Source organism: Agrobacterium genomosp. 2 str. CFBP 5494 (assembly GCF_900013495.1).
Lineage (GTDB): Bacteria > Pseudomonadota > Alphaproteobacteria > Rhizobiales > Rhizobiaceae > Agrobacterium > Agrobacterium pusense.
Map to the genome: position 1 here is coordinate 1,936,495 of NZ_LT009719.1, position 21,881 is coordinate 1,958,375.

Annotated in this window: 25 protein-coding genes; 11 read left to right on the forward strand and 14 right to left on the reverse strand. The window is 59.3% G+C overall.

Features of this window, described 5'->3' with window-relative positions; translation table 11 throughout:
- Positions 1 to 85 precede the first annotated feature (85 nt).
- From AGR2A_RS23805 to AGR2A_RS23830, 6 genes are all read left to right on the forward strand, one after another.
- On the forward strand, positions 86 to 967 hold the full coding sequence (locus tag AGR2A_RS23805) for a carbohydrate ABC transporter permease (protein ID WP_004444977.1): 882 nt from the start codon (positions 86 to 88) through the stop codon (positions 965 to 967).
- Positions 968 to 971: 4 nt separating this feature from the next.
- The gene (locus AGR2A_RS23810; RefSeq protein ID WP_072492967.1) at positions 972 to 1,856 is read left to right on the forward strand and encodes a carbohydrate ABC transporter permease; all 885 of its coding nucleotides are present in this window, start codon (positions 972 to 974) and stop codon (positions 1,854 to 1,856) included.
- Positions 1,857 to 1,858: 2 nt separating this feature from the next.
- A complete protein-coding gene (locus AGR2A_RS23815) occupies positions 1,859 to 2,959 on the forward strand; it encodes an ABC transporter ATP-binding protein (protein WP_072492966.1) in 1,101 nt (366 codons plus the stop codon).
- 43 nt (positions 2,960 to 3,002) lie between these two features.
- Entirely contained in the window at positions 3,003 to 4,271 is a 1,269-nt protein-coding gene (locus AGR2A_RS23820) for an ABC transporter substrate-binding protein (protein WP_080823390.1), read from the forward strand.
- Positions 4,272 to 4,385: 114 nt separating this feature from the next.
- Complete coding sequence (gene pglA, locus AGR2A_RS23825) at positions 4,386 to 5,939, forward strand: polygalacturonase PglA (RefSeq protein WP_072493412.1); 1,554 nt, start codon at positions 4,386 to 4,388, stop codon at positions 5,937 to 5,939.
- Positions 5,940 to 5,947: 8 nt separating this feature from the next.
- The gene (locus AGR2A_RS23830) at positions 5,948 to 7,042 is read left to right on the forward strand and encodes a glycoside hydrolase family 88/105 protein (RefSeq protein WP_072492964.1); all 1,095 of its coding nucleotides are present in this window, start codon (positions 5,948 to 5,950) and stop codon (positions 7,040 to 7,042) included.
- Positions 7,043 to 7,146: 104 nt separating this feature from the next.
- Here the strand turns inward: AGR2A_RS23830 and AGR2A_RS23835 are convergent, their stop codons facing one another.
- On the reverse strand, positions 7,147 to 7,383 hold the full coding sequence (locus AGR2A_RS23835) for an acyl carrier protein (RefSeq protein WP_072492963.1): 237 nt from the start codon (positions 7,381 to 7,383) through the stop codon (positions 7,147 to 7,149).
- A 301-nt stretch (positions 7,384 to 7,684) separates the two neighbouring features.
- Here AGR2A_RS23835 and AGR2A_RS23840 point away from each other — a divergent pair, with 301 nt between their 5' ends.
- Positions 7,685 to 8,782 (forward strand): acyltransferase family protein, encoded by a 1,098-nt coding sequence (locus AGR2A_RS23840; protein ID WP_072493411.1) that lies wholly within the window; start codon positions 7,685 to 7,687, stop codon positions 8,780 to 8,782.
- Between the two features lie 22 nt (positions 8,783 to 8,804).
- Here the strand turns inward: AGR2A_RS23840 and AGR2A_RS29730 are convergent, their stop codons facing one another.
- The 13 genes from AGR2A_RS29730 to AGR2A_RS23895 form a co-directional block, all read right to left on the reverse strand.
- Positions 8,805 to 9,047 (reverse strand): hypothetical protein, encoded by a 243-nt coding sequence (locus AGR2A_RS29730; protein ID WP_034496602.1) that lies wholly within the window; start codon positions 9,045 to 9,047, stop codon positions 8,805 to 8,807.
- A 95-nt stretch (positions 9,048 to 9,142) separates the two neighbouring features.
- Complete coding sequence (locus AGR2A_RS23850) at positions 9,143 to 9,430, reverse strand: hypothetical protein (protein WP_034496600.1); 288 nt, start codon at positions 9,428 to 9,430, stop codon at positions 9,143 to 9,145.
- Between the two features lie 551 nt (positions 9,431 to 9,981).
- The gene (locus AGR2A_RS29735; RefSeq protein WP_004444959.1) at positions 9,982 to 10,119 is read right to left on the reverse strand and encodes a hypothetical protein; all 138 of its coding nucleotides are present in this window, start codon (positions 10,117 to 10,119) and stop codon (positions 9,982 to 9,984) included.
- A 43-nt stretch (positions 10,120 to 10,162) separates the two neighbouring features.
- Positions 10,163 to 10,378 carry a hypothetical protein gene (locus tag AGR2A_RS23855; protein WP_004444958.1) on the reverse strand — a complete coding sequence of 72 codons (216 nt, stop codon included), beginning with the start codon at positions 10,376 to 10,378 and terminating at the stop codon, positions 10,163 to 10,165.
- A 35-nt stretch (positions 10,379 to 10,413) separates the two neighbouring features.
- Positions 10,414 to 10,650: a 30S ribosomal protein S21 gene (gene rpsU, locus AGR2A_RS23860; protein ID WP_006700627.1), complete on the reverse strand. Its 237-nt coding sequence runs from the start codon at positions 10,648 to 10,650 to the stop codon at positions 10,414 to 10,416.
- A 28-nt stretch (positions 10,651 to 10,678) separates the two neighbouring features.
- Positions 10,679 to 10,969 carry a hypothetical protein gene (locus AGR2A_RS23865; RefSeq protein WP_004444954.1) on the reverse strand — a complete coding sequence of 97 codons (291 nt, stop codon included), beginning with the start codon at positions 10,967 to 10,969 and terminating at the stop codon, positions 10,679 to 10,681.
- A 110-nt stretch (positions 10,970 to 11,079) separates the two neighbouring features.
- The gene (locus tag AGR2A_RS23870; protein ID WP_003508146.1) at positions 11,080 to 11,289 is read right to left on the reverse strand and encodes a cold-shock protein; all 210 of its coding nucleotides are present in this window, start codon (positions 11,287 to 11,289) and stop codon (positions 11,080 to 11,082) included.
- A 261-nt stretch (positions 11,290 to 11,550) separates the two neighbouring features.
- On the reverse strand, positions 11,551 to 11,721 hold the full coding sequence (locus tag AGR2A_RS29740; RefSeq protein WP_167378243.1) for a hypothetical protein: 171 nt from the start codon (positions 11,719 to 11,721) through the stop codon (positions 11,551 to 11,553).
- A gap of 322 nt (positions 11,722 to 12,043) precedes the next feature.
- Positions 12,044 to 13,279, reverse strand: a complete 1,236-nt coding sequence (locus tag AGR2A_RS23875) for a Gfo/Idh/MocA family protein (RefSeq protein ID WP_072492962.1) — start codon at positions 13,277 to 13,279, stop codon at positions 12,044 to 12,046.
- A 19-nt stretch (positions 13,280 to 13,298) separates the two neighbouring features.
- Entirely contained in the window at positions 13,299 to 14,120 is an 822-nt protein-coding gene (locus AGR2A_RS23880; RefSeq protein WP_072492961.1) for a sugar phosphate isomerase/epimerase family protein, read from the reverse strand.
- 23 nt (positions 14,121 to 14,143) lie between these two features.
- Positions 14,144 to 15,307, reverse strand: a complete 1,164-nt coding sequence (locus tag AGR2A_RS23885; protein WP_072492960.1) for a dihydrodipicolinate synthase family protein — start codon at positions 15,305 to 15,307, stop codon at positions 14,144 to 14,146.
- Between the two features lie 10 nt (positions 15,308 to 15,317).
- Positions 15,318 to 16,460 carry a Gfo/Idh/MocA family protein gene (locus AGR2A_RS23890; RefSeq protein ID WP_072492959.1) on the reverse strand — a complete coding sequence of 381 codons (1,143 nt, stop codon included), beginning with the start codon at positions 16,458 to 16,460 and terminating at the stop codon, positions 15,318 to 15,320.
- A gap of 247 nt (positions 16,461 to 16,707) precedes the next feature.
- The gene (locus AGR2A_RS23895; RefSeq protein ID WP_072492958.1) at positions 16,708 to 17,418 is read right to left on the reverse strand and encodes a TetR/AcrR family transcriptional regulator; all 711 of its coding nucleotides are present in this window, start codon (positions 17,416 to 17,418) and stop codon (positions 16,708 to 16,710) included.
- A gap of 117 nt (positions 17,419 to 17,535) precedes the next feature.
- On the opposite strand from AGR2A_RS23895, the gene AGR2A_RS23900 reads away from it, so the two are divergent.
- The 4 genes from AGR2A_RS23900 to AGR2A_RS23915 all read left to right on the forward strand — a co-directional run bounded on the left by AGR2A_RS23900 (position 17,536) and on the right by AGR2A_RS23915 (position 21,813).
- The gene (locus tag AGR2A_RS23900; protein ID WP_072492957.1) at positions 17,536 to 18,825 is read left to right on the forward strand and encodes an ABC transporter substrate-binding protein; all 1,290 of its coding nucleotides are present in this window, start codon (positions 17,536 to 17,538) and stop codon (positions 18,823 to 18,825) included.
- A gap of 6 nt (positions 18,826 to 18,831) precedes the next feature.
- Positions 18,832 to 19,785: a carbohydrate ABC transporter permease gene (locus AGR2A_RS23905; protein ID WP_004444936.1), complete on the forward strand. Its 954-nt coding sequence runs from the start codon at positions 18,832 to 18,834 to the stop codon at positions 19,783 to 19,785.
- Positions 19,778 to 20,653, forward strand: a complete 876-nt coding sequence (locus AGR2A_RS23910) for a carbohydrate ABC transporter permease (RefSeq protein ID WP_072492956.1) — start codon at positions 19,778 to 19,780, stop codon at positions 20,651 to 20,653. Before AGR2A_RS23905 ends, AGR2A_RS23910 begins: the two co-directional genes overlap by 8 nt.
- An 86-nt stretch (positions 20,654 to 20,739) precedes the next feature.
- The gene (locus tag AGR2A_RS23915) at positions 20,740 to 21,813 is read left to right on the forward strand and encodes an ABC transporter ATP-binding protein (protein WP_004444934.1); all 1,074 of its coding nucleotides are present in this window, start codon (positions 20,740 to 20,742) and stop codon (positions 21,811 to 21,813) included.
- Positions 21,814 to 21,881: the final 68 nt, after the last annotated feature.

Genomic DNA, 21,881 nt, shown 5'->3' on the forward strand with positions numbered 1-21,881 from the left:
CCTGCCGCTGGCCGTTCCGGGAGAATCACTTGTACGAAATTGTATTCTGTCAGTCGCGTTCCGCCGGGACGCGGGGAGGAGCATCATGAAATCTCAGCGCTTCCTGGGGCTGGGATATCTGACGCCTTACATCATCGGGCTTTTGGTCTTCACGGCCATTCCGTTCCTTGGCTCGCTCTACCTCAGTTTCACCCGTTACGACTTGATGAGCGATCCCAGCTGGGCAGGGCTTGCCAATTACGAGCGGCTGTTCACCCGCGACCGCACCTTCATGAAATCCCTGAACGTCACCCTGTTCTACGTGTTTCTGACGGTGCCGCTGAAGCTTGCCTTTGCGCTGTTCATCGCGGCAATACTCAATTACAAGCTGCAATTCATCAACTTTTTCCGCACTGCCTTTTACGTGCCGTCCATCCTCGGCGGCTCGATCGCGATTGCGGTTCTGTGGCGCTATATCTTCGCCAGCGAAGGCCTTGCCAATATGGCGCTTGCCGCCGTGGGGCTGTCGCCGGTGGACTGGTTCGGAGATCCGGGCAATGCGCTTTTCACCATCACGCTGCTGCGCTGCTGGCAGTTCGGCTCGGCCATGGTGATCTTCCTTGCGGCCCTGCAATCCATCGACAAATCGCTTTACGAAGCGGCCGCCATCGATGGTGCCGGCAAGGTGAGGACCTTCTTCTTCATCACCCTGCCGCTTCTGACGCCGGTGATCTTTTTCAACCTCATCATGCAGATGGTGCAGGCATTCCAGGAGTTCAACGGCCCCTACATCATAACCCAGGGCGGGCCGCTGAAGTCCACCTATCTCCTGCCTCTTTATATCTACGACGAGGCCTTCAAGAAGTTCAACATGGGCTATGCCTCCGCAATCGCCTGGGTGCTCTTCACCATCATCACCGTGCTGACCCTCGTGGCCTTCTGGTCCTCGAAGAAGTGGGTCTATTACGCCGGCGACAAGCGGAACTGATGCCATGACCGATATCGCACCCCTAAACGACATGCAGGCGGCCCGCCGGGCGCGGCTCAGGCTGCTTTCCACCTCGGTCCGCTATGTGCTTCTCTTCGCGGTCGGACTCGTCATGCTCTACCCGCTGATCTGGCTGGTGGGCGCAAGCTTCAAGACCAATTCGGAAATCTTCTCCGGTGCCGGTTTCATCCCGGAAAACCCGACGCTGGATGGCTATATCCGCGGCTGGGAAACCTCGACGCCCTACACCTTCGGCCGGTTCTTCTGGAACTCGTTCCTGATCATCCTGCCGAAGGTCATCGGCACGGCGATTTCCTGCACCATGGCGGCCTATGCCTTCGCCCGCTTCGATTTTCCGCTGAAGAAGATCCTGTTCGGCTCGGTCATCGCCATTCTGCTGCTGCCCAATGTCGTCACCCGCATTCCGCAATATATCCTGTTTCGGGATCTCGGCTGGCTGGACAGTTTCCTGCCGCTCTGGGTGCCCTCGGCTTTCGCCGGAGATGCCTTCTTTGTCTTCATGCTGGTGCAGTTCCTGCGCTCGCTGCCCTCGGACATGGAAGAGGCCGCCCGGGTGGACGGCGCCAACAGTCTGCAGACACTGGTCTACATCGTCGTACCGATGCTGGCGCCGGCGCTGATCTCGGTCTGCCTGTTCCAGTTCATGTGGACGATGAACGACTTTCTCGGGCCGCTGATCTACCTGTCCTCGGTCGACAAATATCCGGTGAGCCTGGCGCTCAAACTCTCCATCGACACCACCGAAGCCTTTGAATGGAACCGCATCCTGGCGATGTCGGTGCTGACGATCGCGCCTGCGCTGATCGTGTTCTTCGCGGCGCAACGGTATTTCATTGAAGGGATCTCGTCTGGCGGGGTCAAGGGCTGAAAATGGCAAGCGTTCAACTTAAAAATCTCGAAAAAGTCTATGGCGGCAGCTTCAAGGCGGTGCACGGCATCAATCTCGACGTCGAGGATGGCGAGTTCATGGTGTTCGTCGGCCCTTCGGGCTGCGCCAAATCCACGACGCTGCGCATGGTGGCGGGGCTGGAGGAAATCACCGGTGGTGAAATCCTGATCGGCGATCAGCGCGTCAACGATCTGCCGCCCGGCAAGCGCTCCATTGCCATGGTGTTCCAGAACTATGCGCTTTATCCGCATATGAAGGTGCGCGGCAATCTCGCCTTCGGCCTGAAGATCGCCGGTGTCGCCAAGCCGGAGATCGAGAAGGCCATCGACAATGTCGCGCGCATCCTGGAGATCGAGCCGCTGCTCGACCGTCTGCCGAAGCAGCTTTCCGGCGGGCAGGCGCAGCGTGTGGCGCTCGGCCGTGCGCTCATCAAGAAACCGGGTGTGTTTTTGTTTGACGAGCCGCTGTCCAATCTCGACGCCAAGCTGCGCGCTTCCATGCGGGTTCGCATTACCGATCTGCACCGGCAGTTGAAAGCGGAAGGCCTGTCATCGACTGTTATCTACGTCACCCATGACCAGACGGAGGCCATGACCATGGGTGACCGCATCTGCGTCATGCAGGCAGGTCGCATCATGCAGGTCGCGACGCCGAAGGAGCTTTACAACCATCCCGCCAATCTCTTCGTCGCCGGCTTCATCGGCACGCCGGAAATGAACCTCGTGGATGTGGCAATCGAGGGTACTGAATTCGTGATCGCCGGTCAGCGCCTGCCCATCGGCGCGCATCTGGAACATCGACTATCGGCGAGACCCGCAGACGCCGTCATCGGCATCCGTCCGCAGCACCTCTCATTGGCGGAGGCGGCCGATGGTCCGGCGCTGCAGGCGAAACTCACCAATGCGGAATTCATGGGCCACGAGGTCTATCTGCACGCCGATCTCGGCGGCCAGAAGGTCGTCAGCGTCGTTGGCGCGGCGGAATTCGAGGCGCTCGGCCGCGATGGTCTTCTGCGCCTGAAGCCGGACCCGGAGAAGCTGCATATTTTCGACAAGGCCGATGGGCGCAACGTTTCGCTGTGAGGAGCGGACGGGCGTGCCTGATTTTTCGAGGAGGAGAAGAACAATGAAGATGATGACCAGAATGATGGTGATGCTTGCCGGTGCCGCTTATGTGGCGATGGCGACCGCTCCTGCGGCAGGTGCCGCGGAACTGCGCATGTCATGGTGGGGCGGCGAGAGCCGCCATGTCGCCACCCAGAAAGCGATTGCCGCCTGTGGCGAGAAATACGGCCACACGATCAAGGGCGAGTTCACCGGTTTCGACGGTTATCTCGAAAAACTCACCACCCAGATGGCGGGCAAGACGGAAGCTGATATCGTTCAGGTCAACTGGCCGTGGCTGCCGCTGTTTTCCAAGAATGGCGAAGGTTTTGCCGATCTGCGCCAGCTGAAGCCGCTCGATCTTTCCCAATGGGCCGAGAGCGATCTGGAGGCGGGGTCGATGAACGGCGTGCTGCAGGGGCTTTCCGTTTCCACCACCGGCCGCGTCTTCTTCTTCAATGCCACGACCTTCGAAAAGGCGGGTGTCGAAATTCCGAAGACCTGGGATGAGTTCTTCGCGGCGACGAAGACCATCAAGGAAAAGCTCGGTAAGGACTATTATACCTTCAACGCCGTGAAGGAGACCGCCCAGCTTCTGGTGACGCTGGCCGTTGTGCAGAAAACCGGCAAGGATCTGGTCGATCCCAAGACAAACCGCGTGGCCTGGACGCCAGAGGAACTGGCCGAGGGCATTTCCTTTGTCGGCAAGCTGGTCGAAACCGGATCCATCCGCTCCCAGAAAGAGGAAGCGGCCGATGGCAATGTCAATCTTTATGAAAAGCCGTCCTGGTCTGAAGGCCGCATTGCCGGCTCCTATGAATGGGATTCGACCTATTCAAAATATGCCGATCCCCTGAAGCAGGGGCAGGTTCTGAAACCCGTGCCGATGCTGAAGCTTGCAGACGCGGTGACCGAGGGGGTCTATCGCAAGCCTTCAATGGTGTTCTCGATCTCTAAAAACTCTAAGAACCCGGAAGCAGCGGCGCAGATACTGAACTGCCTGCTGAACGAGCCTGAGGGTATCGACGCACTCGGCACCTCGCGTGGTTTGCCGGCATCCAAGGCTGCGGCTGCACGTCTGGGCGACAAGGGCGAGCCTGAAGTGCGAGCCGCCAATGCCATCGTCATGGCCGCATCCGGGCCGGTGGTATCGCCCTTCAACGAACATCCGGAAATCCGCTCTGCCTTCATCGATACGCTGGAAGAATATGCCTATGGCCAGCTGACGGCGGAGGAGGCGGCCGAGCAGATCGTCGATTCCACCAATGATGTTCTGGCGAAGTTCGATTGACGGCAATCTCCCGCCGCCGCGTCCGTGGCGGCGGGCTCACTGACCGGCTGCCGGAACATGCGAGGCATGTCCGCCAGGGCCTGGCCGGATAGGGACGAAAGACGGGAAATGAACATGAACGAACCCCTTATCATCGCGTCTTCAGCGCGAACGGCAGCGCTTTGCCTCGCCGCACCCGGCGCTCGCCATTTCCTTCCGGCGAGGACGGACTGGCGTTTGTCGTCGACGGAAGGCGACGAGCGGCGCGGCGAAACTGCGACCGTGGTGACGCTGCTGCATGATCTCTTCCCGGATACCTGCTATCTGTTCGAGGCCGAGGGGTTCGCAGCGCTGGAGTTCAGAACCAGCCCTTGCGCCGGGGTTGTTGAGGCTGCGGCGTTCTCCCTGACGCCGGATGTCGCGCTCGATGATGAAGAGGGCGCGCGTGCCAATGCCGAGGCGCTGGAAAGGGCGGTGGCTGCGGTGCCGCATGGTGGCACATTGCGGCTTGCGGCCGGTCTTTGGACGTCCTTCCCTGTCCGCCTCAGAAGCAACATGACCTTCCATCTTGCCGAGGGAGCCGTGCTGCGCGCCCCTTCGAGCCGCAAAGGGTGGCCGATCCTGCCGGCACGCGATGATGCGGGCCATATGCTCGGAAGCTGGGAAGGCCTTCCGGATGCCTGTTTCGCCGCGCCGGTTCATGCCATCGGGACAGATAATCTCATCATCGAGGGCAGGGGCGTTCTCGATGGTTCGGGCGACAGGGGTGACTGGTGGAGCTGGCCAAAAGAAACCCGCGACGGCGCGCGGCGGCCGCGCGGCCTGCATCTCGTTTCCTGCCGCAAAATCCAGCTTCTCGGCTTTACGATAAAAAACGCCGCCTCATGGACAATCCATCCGCAGGGCTGCGAAGACTTGATCGCTGCCGGCCTCACCATCAACGCGCCGCATGACAGCCCGAACACCGATGGTTTCAATCCTGAAAGCTGCCGCAACGTCACGATATCGGGCGTTCGTTTTTCGGTCGGAGACGATTGCATCGCCGTAAAGGCAGGAAAGCGCGGCCCGGATGGCGAGGACGATCATCTCGCGGAAACCCGTGGCATTCTTGTGCGCCATTGTCTGATGGAGCGCGGCCATGGCGGGCTGGTGATCGGCTCGGAAATGTCCGGCGGCGTGCATGACGTATCTGTGGAGGATTGCGACATGGTCGGCACGGATCGCGGCCTGCGCCTCAAGACGCGGCGCGGACGGGGCGGCATCGTCAGCAATATCGCCATGCGCCGGGTGCTGCTGGACGGCGTGCAAACCGCGCTTTCCGCCAATGCACACTATCATTGCGATGCTGATGGACATGACGAACGGGTACAGTCGCGGCAGCCGGCGCCGATCGACAAGGGCACGCCATTCATCGATGGAATTACCGTGGAAGATGTCGAAATACGCAATCTCGCCCATGCTGCGGGCGTCTTTCTCGGCCTTCCCGAAGCACCCATCCGCAATGTCGCCATCCGCAATCTCACCATCGTCTCGCGCGATCCATCGGCCATCGCCGCACCTCCCATCATGGCTGACCGGGTTCGTCCCATGCGCCATGAGGCGATTGTTGTCGAGCAGACACATATAGTCTGCGACGATCCTGCCATGCTGAGCGACGCTTCCATTTCCACTGTTTCAGATCGCGATTGAGAAAATCCATGAAACCCACTGAATATTTTGAGCAATTCTGCAGTCGTTATAGGCCTTACAAGGGCGGCAGCTGGTGTTATGAGGATGGATGCATCTACCGCGGCCTGCAGCAGCTGTCCAAGGCCACCGGAGAGGCGCGCTGGAGCGACCATCTGCACCGGCTCGCCGATGTGCAGATAGCGACCGACGGCGCGCTCGCCGGTTACGATCCGCAGGAATATAATATCGACCATATCCTTGCCGGCCGTATCCTCTTTCCCCTTTCGGAAGAAACGGGCGACCCACGGTATCTTGCTGCAGCGGACCATCTGGCGGGGCAGCTACGGAGCCATCCACGCATCGCCAGCGGCAATTACTGGCACAAGAAACGCTATCCGCATCAGGTCTGGCTGGACGGTCTCTATATGGGTCTTCCGTTCCAGATTGAATATGCGCAGGCAACGGGGCGGGCCGAACTGATCGACGACGCGCTGAGGCAGTTTTCAACGGCACTTGCCCTGACGGCCGATACCGGCGGGCTCTATGTTCATGGCTACGATGAAAGCCGCACCCAGCGCTGGGCCGATCCGCAGACCGGCAAATCGCCGGCCGTCTGGGCTCGTGCGGTCGGCTGGCTGGCCATGGCGCTGGTGGATGCGCTCACGATCCTGCCGGATGATGGCCCGACAAATGAATTGCGACAGAGCACACGGCGCCTCCTGGCTGAGATCGTCGCACGCCAGACAGGCACCGGTCTGTGGATGCAGGTTCTCGATAATCCGGATCTGGAGGGCAATTACGAGGAGACATCCGCCTCCGCCATGTTCTCCTATGCGCTGCTGCGTGCGGTCCGTCTTGGGCTGTTGCAGGGAGAGGCGGCGGGCGCGGCTTTGTCCGCAGGTCGTCGCGCGCTTTCGGCTCTGCTGGAGACCCGGCTTCTGGCGGGCGAAGACGGTGTCACTCGTCTTACCGGCATCGTACACGTCGCTGGACTTGGTGGTTTCGAGGGCAATTATCGCGACGGCTCGCCGGAATATTATCTGACCGAGCCAGTGGTTAGCGATGACGCCAAGGGAGTGGGTCCCCTGATGATGGCCTTTGCTGAAAATCTCCTGCTGGTCTGATGTGCCACCACCTCGATGAGCAGGATAGTTAGAGCGGGACTCCCCGAAATTTGGCCCGGTTGCGGCGCTATCGGCGGATCAGGCCCGCCTCCGGCGCTTCACCGTCAGGGCGTGCTTTTTTCGATGAAGCGGATGGCGCCGCCGACGGTCAGGATCGTATTTGCGGCGGAATCCGGAATCTCCACCCCGAATTCCTCTTCGATCTCCATGACCACCTGAACTATTTCCAGAGAGTCTGCCCCGAGATCGTCGGCGAAACTGGCATCGTCCACGACGGCGGCAGGGTCTGCGCCAAGCTGGTCCACGATGATTTTTCTGATACGTTCGGCAATTGTGGGCATGAGAAGGCTCCGCGAGAGTGGTTGTCGCCGAACCTGCCCCATGGACATTGCCGGAACTTGTTCTTGCAAAATCACACATTTGCAGGAACAACACGGCTGTGCCACGGGGTCGAAACATCGATGACATCCGGACGTAGCACGCCTTTCTCCGCTGCGAAAGGGTGCCGGCCTCGAGCCCATGTCCGGAAAAATTCGCGGCGACTGCAAGATTAAACGGTTTGTGACTGGAAGCGGAGAACCGGGACGCGGTAAAGCTGGTTTCCATTGAACAATTGCCGCTATCTCATTGAGCATCAACGCCATGGCCCCATCATCCCCGGAACGCTTCATCTTGCTTGACGGCATAAGGGGCGTGGCTGCGCTCTTTATCGTCCATCGCCATGCCGAGCAGTTTTTCGGCAGGGATCCGGCCTCGAGCTATCTTGCCGTTGATCTGTTTTTTGCTCTCAGCGGCTTCGTGCTCGCTCACGCCTATGGCGTCAGATTGCGTGACGGGGCTATCACGCCCGGCTTTTTCATGAAGGCGCGCTTCGCCCGGCTTTATCCGCTTTATGTGCTGGCACTGGCGTTGATGGTGGCCTATTTCATCTGCCTTTATGTGCTGGGTCTGCCGACGCCGATCGACGATCTGCATCGTCTCATCGATCCCGGTGAACTGGCCTTTGCGCTGGTGACGGGGCTTCTCTTTCTGCCGGCGCCTTTCACGTTGACCCTCAATGGCGCGCTGTTTCTCGTCAGCCCGGCGTGGTCGCTTTTCAACGAACTGGTGGTGAACGTGGTCTATGCCCGCTGGGGCGTGCGGGCGACGGTGAAACAGATCGCAGCCGTCATTGTTGCCAGCGCCATTGTACTGGTGGTGGCCGCCGCCGCGTCTGGAAAGCTGCATCTCGGTTTCCGTTGGCATGAAATGTATGCCGGCATGGGCCGGGTATTCTTTTCGTTTTTCGCCGGCGTGCTGGTTTACCGGTTCCGCAACCGTGTGCCGGAGCTGAGGCCCGTCCAGGCCGCGCTGTGTCTGGTGCTCGTCTGTGTCATCCTTGCCGTGCCCGTATCACGCGAAGTCCGGCCCTTCTTCGACCTCGCAATCGTCCTGCTCCTCTGGCCGCTGCTGCTGTTCGTGGCCAGCCGAACGGTACCGGGCCCCATGGTGAGTGCACTTTCGGGGTTTCTTGGTACGGCGTCTTACGCCGTCTATGTCCTGCATATTCCGCTTCTGGCATGGACGGCGTTTTTGATCCCGTCCATCACGCAGCAGAATATCGCCCTGCCAGCCGGCGTCCTGTTTCTCATCGGCACGACGTGGATTTCATGGTGGCTAACGGTCCGTTACGATCAGCCCGTTCAGAAATGGGTGAAAAACCGTCTGCGGAAACGCGCAGAAACCCGCCAGCCCGTCTAGTCGAAACAAGCGGGCCTGAAATTCAGTAGTGGGCAAAGATAGGCGCGGTCAGCACAAAGGCGGCCACAAGGCTGATGATCGTCAGTTTCGCCGCTCGCATGCGGCGCATTCTGCGGCCGCTCCAGTCATACGTCATACTCTCTCTCCACGCAGACGCAAACCCGCCGGTATGGAACCCGCTGACGTCGAGGCCTGTCCCGGCCTTCAGCGCGCATGTTCCATCCGTCACCTTCGTGCCGCCTGATCCGCGCACGGAGGTATCCATTTCAGTGTTGCCTGATATACATCATTTGCCAAGCCGTTATTTTCATCGGTGATTTTGAAGGCCTGGTTCCCGTCGTCATGGATGGAAGAGCGCCGTTATCGGTAGAGAGGCGGCAGCCCCTGAATCGCGTAACGTGGCAACGGTTTCCATGATTTACTGCGATCATGTTTATGAACGCCAAAAAGAAAGCGCATTTCCTTCGAAAGCTCGGCAGGGTCGGTCAGCCCGCCCTGAAACAGCTGGATCACCTTTCGGGCGGCATTGTTGTAAATCATGACCTCCTCGTCCATGGTGTGCCGGTCATAACCGAGGTCTGCCAGCACCGACTGGAGCATCTTGAGGTCCTGTGACGAAATGATGCAATTTTCATATGCGGAAGAAATCACGTCCTCCTTTCTATGGGGTTCACCAAAACTGTGGTGTCTCGCGTCGCTGCGGACGTCATGCGACGCCGCTTCCGTGCATCCGAGCGACAGGCCGTGCCATTAAAGCGTCGCGCCTTGGACATTCATGTCGTGTGGGTCCGTATCGTTCCTGCGGGTTAACGACATGAGCAGGACGAGGGCTTCAGCGGCCGTCGTAAAGCGGCGGTAACGCCCTTTTCAGTGATTGGGAGGGTGCGCCCATTGGGCGGAATAGACAAGTTAATTCCGTCGCAGTCGGCGGCAGTCGTGCATATTTATCTTCGGCTGCTCACGGCAACAAAAAAGGCCGGGGCAATATTGCACCGACCTTCCTCATATCGCTCTCAACACCAGTGCCAGTACATCCGTGGTCAAAAGTCTGAAGCGACTAAAACAACTGCGAACGACGAATTCATTCGCGCTCACCAGCAGTTGCTATGAGAGATATATAGAAGAGCAATATGGCCAAAACAAGTCCGGTCTCCCAGACGAGAGATTTATGGTCGTGACCTGCGCGCCGACACCGTGCCCTACTTCTTCTTGCCATCCGCTGTCGTGGCGTTTGCGAACTTCACCTGCGAACCGGCTGGCGCCGCGGCGGGTGTTTTCGTCTTGTCCTTCTTCGGCTTGCGGATTTCCTTGTTACTGCGCAACTGACCCTTTGCCATGGTGTCGTCCTCCTGCGTTGACCGGGTGATGTAAAAGCGCCCGCTATCTGTTACCGGATCGTTTCTTTGCGGGCACCGGATCGGCGGCGACAACCGCCGCTTCCTGTGCCTCGCGAAGCTGGCGAAGGCGTTCCGTCTTGCGGGCGCGCTGGTCGGCTTCGGCGTTGATGATCTGCTTTGCCGCGCTGTCGGTCAATGATGCTTTGTCCTGAGCGGACAGTTTACCGGGCTTGAAAAAAACTTCTTTCGTGGCGGCCATGGCAGTCTCCTTCGCGGAAGAGCGTTGTAGGGCGTTTACCGGGTACGGGCGGCCTTTTTGGGCGCTGGCAGCAGCCCTTCGCGCTGCATCTTCTTTTTCTCCAGCTTGCGGTGGCGGCGTACGGCTTCGGCTTCTTCGCGAACACGCTTTTCCGACGGCTTTTCATAGGATTCGCGGGCGCGCATCTCGCGGAAAATGCCTTCACGCTGCATTCTCTTTTTCAGGACGCGAAGGGCCTGTTCAACATTGTTGTCTCTGACGAGTACCTGCAAGACTATCTCCTTTAAGCGGCCAATGCCGCTACTTTCTGATTTTGATCGTGTTCAGGTTGATCCAGCTTGATCCGGTTTCGCGTGGCGAGAGGCTTTCGCCTTTGCCTAGCCGCGAGGCCGTCGACATCGATGCATCTATCTCATCGAGTGCGACGCTGCGCTCAAAATTCTCGTGCTGGAAACGCACCCTGTAACGAACCGTTCCCTGGGCTTCGGGCATGACTGACACAATCCGGCCGGGACCATCGGGCTGTGCATTGCCAAGGACGCCGGACTTCAAAAAGACGGTGTCACCGCAATGATAGGAATTTTTACGCATCAGGACCTCCATGGCCCAAAAACAAAAGGCCGGGCTTTAACCCGACCTCTCACAGTCATCGGCAAGCGCAGCCAGTACATCCGTGGTCTGCGGTGCCAAAATGACGAATATCAAGCTGCCTGAAGGTTGTCGGCAGAGCTCTTTCCGGACCGGCGGTCCTGGACGATCTCGTAGCTGATCTTCTGGCCGTCGTTCAGAGAACGCATGCCAGCGCGCTCGACAGCGGAAATGTGGACGAAAACGTCCGTGCCGCCATTGTCAGGCTGAATGAAGCCGAAGCCCTTGGTGGCGTTAAACCACTTTACAGTACCAGTGTTCATAACGATTTCCTTTCGTAGAATCGTTGTGGTTCCCGCGATACCTTGCGGGATAAGATCGATTATTTGAGAGGAAATCCGACGGGGAACAGTCTGTTCCAGAACGACGTCACAAGCAATGGTCGATAAGGCAAATATAAGCTCAATTTTCGATTTTGCAATGACCACCGTGAAGAAACAGGTATTTCGCGACGGTTCGGGAGCTAAGTTACTGTTAATGCGCCGAAATATAATAAATGTATGATATTTCGGCGCAAATGGTCATCAGCCGGCGCCAGGCGTGACATCCTTGCTGTCGCCATCCGGCAGGCTTCCTGCGCCTGGTGTCTTTTCATGGTCGGTCAGGGAAGGTTTGGCGTGCGGACCTGCAGGAGGAATGTCGCTGGCCTTCGAAGCCCTGTTGCCGTCGTTTTTCGTCTTTTGCTCTTGCGTCATGGCGTTCTCCTTCTGACAGGGAAACGCCGACGGCAAGACGAGGTTCCGTAACCGTGCAAGGGCGCGGGCGGGCGTGATCGGTCAGCGGCGGGAGCGCGGCTTCTTCTCTTCCCGATTCATGTCGCGCCCCACCCATTTGAAGAATACGACGAGGCTGACGCCGATGATGATGAGCGGAACGATGGATTGCAAACTGGACATGACTCACTCTTTCTTCCCCCGGCAATCAATTTACCGGTATGGAAGGAGTGCGTAATCTGCGGAATATCGCCCGTTCTTTTTGGTGGTTGCCCGTGGCGGATGGCGCCACGGGCTGAGGCAGCTAGAGGGGCAGGGATTTCACCGGCTGGGAGCCGCCTTCCAGCGCACTTCTCAGTGCCGCCACGCCTGTCAGAACCGACATGGCGCCAGCGCGCGAACCAGCCCGCTGCCGCAGCCGGTCGTTGGAGCCGGGCTTGAAGATCATGTCGCGCATGCGGTTGTCGCCGCCATAATGGCCGCCCGGCTCATGCGGCACCCAGATGTGCTCGACGCCGCCACCGAAGCTCTTCACCAGCAGGATTTCATCGGCCGGCGGCTCCGTCCAGGGCTGCTTTTCATATTGGCGCATCTCGATGCGACCCTTGTGGCCGTTGAAGGCGATGTGGTGACCCTCTATCGGCATGTAGGTGTTGAGTGAATAGGAAACCTGCACGCCGCTGGCATAACGGATCGAAGCGCTCATGGTATCGGGAATGTCGATGTCCTCCCGGAAGACGCAGGCATCACGCATGTATCCGTCAATGCCCGACGGGTCCTCGTAGAGCGCATCGAGGAAAGGATCGGCGCCGAGGTCCATGAAATAATCACACTCATTCTTGTGCGGACAGGTGCGACAGCGCGTTCCGCGGAACGGGCCGTTCTTGCCATAATGCAGCAATTGCCCGAAGCCCTTCACCTCCACCGGATCGGAATCGAGATACCAGTTCAGGAGGTCGAAATGGTGCGTGGCCTTGTGCACGAACAGGCTGCCGGAATGTTCGGTGAAGGCGTGCCACCGGCGGAAATAATCCGCGCCGTGCTGGTTATCGAGATACCAGTGGAAATCCACCGAGGTAACGGTGCCGATGGCGCCTTCGTCGATCAGTTCCTTGATGCGGGCGGCGGTGGGAGAGAAGCGATAATTGAAGGAGACATCGACCCGGCGGCCGCTTTTGGCCTCGGCTGCGCGAATCCGGTCAATCTTTTCGGGGGTGGTGGTCATCGGCTTTTCGCTGATGACGTCTGCCCCGCCTTCCAGCGCGCGGATGATGATGTCGTCATGCGTATCGTCGGGCGTGCAGACGATCACCAGCTCCGGGCGCTGCTCTTCCATCATCCGGTCGAAATCGTCGTAAAGCGGGGCGCTCGATCCCATCATGGCGCGCGCGCGCTCGGCGCGCATCAGGTTCAGGTCGCAAATGCCGACGAGTTCGACATAGTCGCTCCAGCCGGCCAGCAATTCGCGGCCCCACATGGTGGTGCCACGATTGCCGGTGCCGACCAGCGCATAGCGTTTGCGTTTCACCCTTTCAGGCATTGTCTCTCTCCCGGGTCTATCAACAAACAGTCTTGAAACGCTCGATCACGGTGGCGAGGACCTCGTCCACCGGGCGCGCCTGCCAGCGATGCGAAAAGATTTCCACTTCCTGCGGGCCGTGGAAGCCCGCAGCCTCGATCATGGCGCGAAATGCCTTGAGGTCAATCACACCATCTCCCATCATGCCGCGATCGTTGAGCGGGTCAGTGGTCGGCACCAGCCAGTCGCAGATGTGATGGGCGAGAATTTGGCCATTCCTGCCGGCCCGCGCCACCTGCTCCTCCAGTTCCGGGTCCCACCAGACATGATAGACATCGATGGCCACGCCGGTGCCGGCACCCAGCCGGTCACAGAGGTCGAGCGATTGTTTCAGCGTGTTGATGCAGGCGCGGTCCGCGGCATAGAAAGGATGCAGCGGTTCAATGGCGAGCGGCACGCTGGCAGCCCGCGCATAAGGAAGAAGTTCCGCCATGCCGTCCTCCACCATCTGCCGCGCACCTTTCAGATCGCGCGAACCGGCGGGCAGGCCGCCCACGACAAGCACAAGGCAGTCGGCCTTCATGGCGGCTGCCTCATCGACGGCGCGTTTATTGTCCTCGATGGCGAGACGTCGGCCTTCAGCGTCAGGAGCCGGGAAAAAACCGCCGCGGCAATGACCGGACAGGCGCAGGCCGTTCCGCTCAACGATGCGGGCGGCTTCCGCAAGGCCGATACCGTTCACCTGCTCGCGCCACGGTGAGATGGTGGTGATGCCATGGGCGAGGCAGGCATCCACGATGGCACCGAAATTTGCGCCTTGCCGCACGGTCGCGAAATTGATGGAAAGGCCTTCAAGGCTCATGTTCTATCCTCCCTCGTTCTGCTTCAGCTGATACCCCGGACGGCGAGAAATGCCTTCATCCGGTGCGTCGCCAGGTCAGGTTCAGCCAGCACGTTGGCCTTGTCCGCCAGCCGGAAAAGCTCGGCGAAATGCTGCGTGGAACGGCTGCTTTCCTGGCCGCCGACCATGGTGAAATGATCCTGCAATCCGTTGAGATAGGCGAGGAACACCACGCCGGTCTTGTAGAAGCGGGTGGGCGCCTTGAAGATGTGGCGTGAAAGCGCCACCGTCGGCTCCAGAATATCGAAAAATTCATTGTCAGCACCGCGCTTCAGGCTGGCCAGTGCCTTGGACGCAGCGGGAGCGATGGCGTCGAAAATGCCGAGGAGCGCATCCGAATGGCCCTGTTCGTCACCGGCGATCAATTCGGCATAGTTGAAATCGTCGCCGGTATACATGCGCACGCCAGCGGGCAGGCGGCGGCGCATGGCAATTTCCTTTTCCTTGGAGAGGAGTGAAATCTTGATGCCGTCGATCTTGTCGGCATTCTCCTCGATCATGGCAAGGCAGGTGTCCATGGCGGTCATATGGTCGCCCGAACCCCAGTAGCCCTCGAGCGCCGGGTCGAACATTTCGCCCAGCCAGTGGATCACCACTTTCTGCTCGGCGCGGGAAAGCACCCTGGTGTAGGTCTTAAGGTAATCATCGGGCGAACGGGCGGCGGCGGCGAGCGCGCGGCTGGCCATCAGGACAACGCGCCCGCCTTCTCCCTGAACAAAATCAAGCTGTTCGAGGTAAGAGTGGACAATCTGATTCAGATCGTAACCGCTGCCGTTCAGATGATCGGTGCCCACCCCGCAGGCAATCAGCGCATCCTTGCGGCTGGCGGCTTCCTTGAGCGAACGGGAGATCAGCTCCTGGGCCTGCGGCCATGCCAGCCCCATGCCGCGCTGAGCCGTGTCCATCGCTTCTGCGACCCCGAGGCCGAGGTCCCAAAGGCGATGACGGAAACGCAAGGTCGCATCCCAATCGATCGCGGGGGTCAGCCACGGGTCGTTGTCGGCAAGCGGATCGGCCACCACGTGGGCGGCCGCGAAAGCGACGCGGTTGAAATCGGCGGCACTTCGTTTTTCAACAGCGACCGGCGTGCCGGATAATCTGTAGACCTCGATGCTGCGGTCGTCCTTCGGAAGCTTGAGTTCACTCACGTCAGCCTCCTCAGGAAAGGGCGGGAACGTCGAGCCAGCGGCGTTCCTTCCATGATTTCAGCCCCAGTTCGGCAAGCTGCACGCCCTTCACGCCTTCCATCAGGCCATAAGGCCACGGATCATTGTCGACGAGGTGGCGGATGAACATTTCCCACTGTGCCTTGAAGCCGTTGTCATAAATGACGTTGTCCGGGACCTCCTGCCAGGTCTTGTAAAAATCGATGGTCTGCGGCTGGTCGGGGTTCCATACCGGCTTCGGCGTGTTGGTGCGGTGCTGGGTGAAGCACTTCGTCAGGCCAGCGACGGCCGAGCCGTGGGTGCCGTCCACCTGGAAGGTGACGAGATCGTCACGGCGCACCCGTACCGCCCATGAAGAGTTGATGTGGGCGATAACTCCGCCCTCCAGTTCGAAGGTGGCGTAGGCGGCGTCGTCCGCATCCGCCTTATAAGCTTTGCCCTGTTCATCGAAACGCTCCGGAATGTGCGTCGCGCCGAGGCAGCTCACGGATTTCACCGGTCCGAACAGATTGTCGAGCACATAACGCCAGTGGCAAAGCATATCGAGAATGATGCCGCCGCCATCCTCCAGGCGGTAGTTCCATGAGGGGCGTTGCGCTGGCTGCCAGTCGCCCTCGAAGACCCAGTAACCGAACTCGCCCCGCACGGAGAGAATCTTGCCGAAGAAGCCGCTGTCGCGCAGCATGGCGAGCTTGCGAAGGCCGGGCAGGAACAGCTTGTCCTGCACCACGCCGTGCTTGATGCCCGCACTTTCGGCCAGGCGGGCAATCGCCAGCGCCTCATCCATCGTGTCCGAAATCGGTTTTTCGCAATAGACGTTCTTGCCGGCCTTGATGGCTTTTTCCAAAAGGCTGCCGCGCATCTGCGTCGTGCCAGCGTCGAAGAACAGTGTGTCGTCAGGGTTGGCGAGAGCAGCATCGATATCGGTCGTCCAGCGCGCGACATTATGCTTTTTGGCGATTTCCTCGATCTTCGCGCCGTTGCGGCCGACGAGAATGGGATCAAGCATCACCCCTTCACCGTTCTTCAAAAGTACGCCGCCCTGATCGCGAATGGCGAGAACGGAGCGCACGAGATGCTGGTTGTAACCCATGCGGCCGGTGATGCCGTGCATGATGACGCCGATACGTTTCATGAATTTCCTCCCAAGGCGACCTTTTCCCGCAAGGCCGCTTCCGTCAAACATGATAATTTGTAACCATTTGGTTATTTGTGATCGCGAAGAACACGATCTGTCAAGGTGTTTTTTGACAGGAAAAATTGATGAGGTTTGAAGGCTCGCCCTTGCAGTCATTCGCTGCGCCGCAAAAGAAAATGACGCGCTTCGCGGATGCGAATGGCGCGTCATCGCTGTAGTTAAACAGGAATCCGGCTTGGCTCGTTCAGACCCGCCGCACTGCAGCAAGCAACGTGTCGACGATGTGCTGGCCCCATCGCTCCAGCTCGGCAGGGTCTGTCAGGTCGCGCTGGAAGATCGTTGACAGGGTGAACCTGTTCGACAGGTAGAAGGCGCCGAGCGAAGCGATGGTCAGATAAACGTCGATCGGGTCGAGGCCGTCACGGAATTCGCCGGCGTCGCTGCCACGCCGCAGCACGTCCTCAAGCTCGGAAATGAAATTTGAGTGCATCGCCGTGATCGTCGGTGATTGCCTGAGATACCGGGCTTTATTGAGGTTTTCCGTGGCGAGGATGCTCAGGAATTCGGGGTGGTCGAGAAAGTAGTGCCAGGTGAAAAGCGCAAGTTCCCGCAAGCCCTCGGACGGGGCCTTACGGGCCAGATCAAGCCGTCTTTCAGTGTGGCGGATATGGCGGTAGGCGTCTTCCAGAACGGCGAGATAAAGCGCATCCTTGTCGCCGAAATAATGGTAGATCATCCTCTTGTTGGTCCCGGCGCGGCGGGCGACGACATCGATTCTGGCCCCCGCCAGCCCTTTGGCGGCCACCTCGCGGCGGGCAGCTTCAAGAATGGCGGCGCGGGTTCTTTCCGGGTTTCGCACCTGGGCCGTGGCCCGTTTGCGCTTTGCCGGCGGCGTTTTCTCCACGGCCGGATCGGGGCCCGGATCGGGTGGCTGGTTCTTAGTCGTTTCTTCCATTTCGGCACCCGCTTGACAATGTTTGCGATCGGTGTTCCCATGTAACCAATTAGTTATAAAACGGCAAGTGTCGTTTGCGTTCATCATCAATTGGCAGTCAATAGGGAGGAGTTGCCAATGCCCGTGATGCTTCAGAGGAGAACTGTGCTTTCGGCAGGGCTTGCGGCCCTGTCGCTTGCGACATTGGGGGGTGGTTCGGCGCAGGCGCAGGCCGCGCGCCTTCGCATGTTGTGGTGGGGGTCGCAGGAGCGTGCCGATCGCACCAACAAGGCGATAGCAGCCTACAAGCGGGTGAAGCCCGATCTCGACATCGCCGGGGAATTCGCCGGCTGGAGCGATTATTGGCCCCGCCTTGCAACGCAGGTGGCGGGCCGCAACGCGCCCGATCTGATCCAGATGGATTATCGTTACATCTTCGAATATGGCCGGCGGGGCGCGCTGGCGCCGCTGGATGATTACATCGGCAAGGGCTTGAAGATCGAGGATTTCGGCAAGATGAACATCGATTCCGGCCGGGTCGATGGAAAGCTTTACGGCATCAATCTGGGGGTCAATTCCAGCGCCGTCTTCTTTGACAGGGCGGCCTGGGAAAAATCCGGCGCGACACCGCCGGCCATCGGCCAGACCTGGGAGGAGTTTGCCGAAAATGCCGCCAAGCTCAGCAAGAACAAGCCGAAACCCGGTTATTACGCCACAGCCGATGCGAGCGGCGTGGAGCCGAGCTTTGAAAACTGGCTGCGCCAGAACGGCAAGTCACTCTACACGCAGGATGGCGGCATCGGCTTCGATCCGACCGACGCGACCAAGTGGTTCACGCTCTGGGCGGATCTGCGCAAGAGTGGTGCCTGTGTGCCGGCGGATGTGCAGGCGCTCGACCAGCTCAATATCGAAACCAACCCTTTGACGACGGGCAAGGCGGCAACCGCATTTGCCCATTCCAACCAGTTCGTCGGGTATCAGAAGCTCAACAAGGCCAAACTTGCCATCAGCTCCTATCCGAAGAGCACGAAGGACGGCCCTTCCGGCCACTACCTTAAACCTTCCATGCTCATCAGCGTCGCCAATGGCAGTGCCGGTATCGAACAGGCCGTCGGGTTTATCAATTTCCTCGTCGCCGAGCCGGAAGGCATCGATATTCTCGGCGTGGAGCGCGGCGTTCCGGCGTCGGAATCCATGCGCAACGCGCTGACCCCGAAACTCGATGAAGTCAGCAAGAGCATGGTGGAATACATCGCCGAAATTACACCCGGCGTCGGCGATCTGTCGCCGGCGCCACCTCCGGGTGCGGGCGAATTCGCCTTTGTCCTGAAACGCACGGCGGAAGAAGTCGGCTTCGGCAAGATCACCCCGGAAGAAGGCGGTGACCGCCTCGTCAAGGAATCCGAAACCGTTATCAAACGGAAGTGATGGTTTATGGCCTTTCGATCTGAAACTCTTGTGGGGGAGAGCCGTGGCGCGGCTCTCCCGAAACGGGGCGGCCTGAAGCGGATCTTCGACCGCAACATTCACGCCTACCTGTTTCTCCTGCCCTGGCTGATCGGCTTTTTCGGCCTTACGCTGGGCCCGGCGCTTGCGTCGCTTTATCTGTCCTTCACCAACTACGACCTGTTGCAGTCGCCGGACTGGGTGGGTGCGGCCAATTATGTGCGCATCGCCACGGCCGACCCGAAATTTGCCGCAGCCATGCAGGTCACCTTCACCTATGTGCTGCTGTCGGTGCCGCTGAAGCTGATCTTCGCGCTGCTGGTGGCGCTCGCCTTCAACCGCGGCATCCGCGGCCTGACCCTCTATCGGGCGATTTTCTATCTGCCGTCCTTGTTGGGCTCCAGCGTCGCGATTGCCGTTCTCTGGCGTCAGCTTTTCGCCTCTGACGGTCTCGTCAACATGATACTCTGGCAGGCCTTTGGTTATGAAGGGCCGAGCTGGATTTCCAATCCGGATTATTCGATCTACACGCTGGTCATCCTGTCGGTCTGGCAGTTCGGTTCGCCGATGATCATTTTCCTCGCAGGTCTGAGGCAAATTCCGCAGGACATGTATGAGGCCGCCGAAATCGATGGCGCGAGCAAGGTGCGGCAGTTCTTCCGCATTACGCTGCCGCTTCTGACGCCCGTCATCTTCTTCAACGCCGTGATCCAGACGATCGACGCCTTCAAGGCCTTCACGCCCGCCTTCATCATTTCCGAAGGCACCGGCGGGCCGATCAATTCGACACTGTTCTACACGCTCTATCTTTACCAGGAAGCCTTTGGTTTCTTCCGCATGGGTTATGCCTCGGCGCTTGCCTGGATCCTGGTGATCATCATCTCGCTGTTCACGGCCTTCTCGTTCCTCAGCGCGAAATACTGGGTGCATTACGATGACTGACGCTGTTACCGCTCCCCGGCCGGGACAAGGCCCGCAACGCTCGCCGCTGAAATCGGTGATGGTCCATACGGCGCTGATCATCGCCTCCTTTGCGATGCTCTATCCGATCCTGTGGATGATTTCAGGCTCCTTCCGGCCGCAAGACGAGCTGTTCGGCTCCTCCTCGCTCATTCCCTCGGCGGTGGATGTCGGCGGTTATATCAGAGGCTGGACCGGGCTGCAGGTGAGCTTTGGGCAGTTCTTCTGGAACTCCTTCTTCATCTCGGTGCTGGCCACCATCGGCAACGTGGTCGGCTGCTCGCTCACGGCGTTCGCTTTTGCAAGGCTTCGCTTCGGCGGGCGCAATTTCTGGTTCGCGCTGATGCTTGGCACCTTGATGCTGCCCTATCACGTCGTGCTCATCCCGCAATATATCCTCTTCCTGGAAATGGGCTGGGTGAACACATCGCTGCCGCTGATCGTGCCGAAGTATCTCGCGACGGACGCCTTCTTCATCTTCCTGATGGTGCAGTTCTTCCGCGGTATTCCGCGTGAGCTGGATGAAGCGGCTGTCATGGATGGCTGCTCGCCCTTCCGTATCTACTGGAAGATCATGCTGCCCCTGTCGCTGCCGGTTCTGGCAACGGCCGCCATCTTTTCCTTCATCTGGACCTGGGACGATTTCTTCGGTCCGCTGATCTATCTGAACGACATCAACACCTACACAGTGCAGCTTGGTCTCAGGTCCTTCGTGGATTCCACCGGCAGCTCGGACTGGACCTCGCTTTTCGCCATGTCCAACCTGTCACTGGTGCCGGTCTTCCTGTTTTTCCTGTTCTTCCAGCGGCTGCTGATTGAAGGCATCGCGACGACGGGAATGAAACGCTGAGCGGATCTTGGATCGGGAACGTATTCTAAGACAATCAACACTGTCGCAGCCGTCCCGCATGCGGCGCGACAGTCGGGAGAAACAGCATGGCAAGCAGCATTACGCTCGAAAAAATCGTCAAGCGGTTCGGCGCTTTTCCGGTCATCCACGGCATCGATCTCAAGATCGAGCCGGGCGAATTCACCGTCTTCGTCGGCCCTTCGGGCTGTGGCAAATCCACGCTTCTGCGCATGATCGCCGGGCTTGAGGAAATCTCCGAAGGCGATCTGCGTATCGACGGTGAGAGGGTCAACGAAACCGCTGCCTCCAAGCGCGGCATCGCCATGGTCTTCCAGTCCTATGCGCTCTATCCGCATATGAGTGTCTACAAGAACCTCGCCTTCGGGCTGGAAACGGCGGGCTACAAAAAACCGGAAGTCGAGGCACGGGTGCAGAAGGCCGCCGATATCCTGCAGATCGGCCCGCTGTTGCAGCGCAAGCCGAAGGCGCTTTCCGGCGGCCAGCGCCAGCGTGTCGCCATCGGTCGCGCCATCGTGCGCGAGCCGAAAATCTTTCTGTTCGACGAACCGCTCTCCAACCTCGATGCGGAACTGCGCGTGCAGATGCGCGTTGAAATTGCCAAGCTGCACCAGACGCTCGGCAGCACCATGATCTATGTGACGCATGACCAGGTGGAAGCCATGACCATGGCCGACAAGATCGTCGTGCTGCGCGACGGCCGCATCATGCAGGTTGGCCGCCCGCTCGATCTCTACAACAATCCCGCAAACCAGTTCGTCGCGGGGTTCATCGGCTCACCGAAGATGAATTTCCTCTCCGCAAAAGTGGCTTCAGGCGACACCTCCAATCGCACCATCGAAGTGGCGGGACAGCGCATCGTGCTTGAAAAACCGGTCACTGCTCAGCAGGGGGAACCGCTCACCTTCGGTGTGCGTCCGGAACATGTGAACCCGCAGGCGCAATCCTCTCTCGGTGAAGCTTCCATCCAGCTCGTGGAACATCTCGGCGGCTCGACGGTGGTTTACACCAGCACTCCCGACGGCCAGCCAGCGACCGTGCTTCTCGATGGCCAACGCCAGATCCGCATCGGAGAAACGATTCCCTTTGCGTTCGATCTGGGCAAGACGCATCTGTTTGGCGCGGATGGACGGCGGATATGAGAACGAGTGGTGAGCTGTCTCACCACAGTGGCTGACGAAGTCCAGAAAGCTTTGCGTTCTTCATCCTC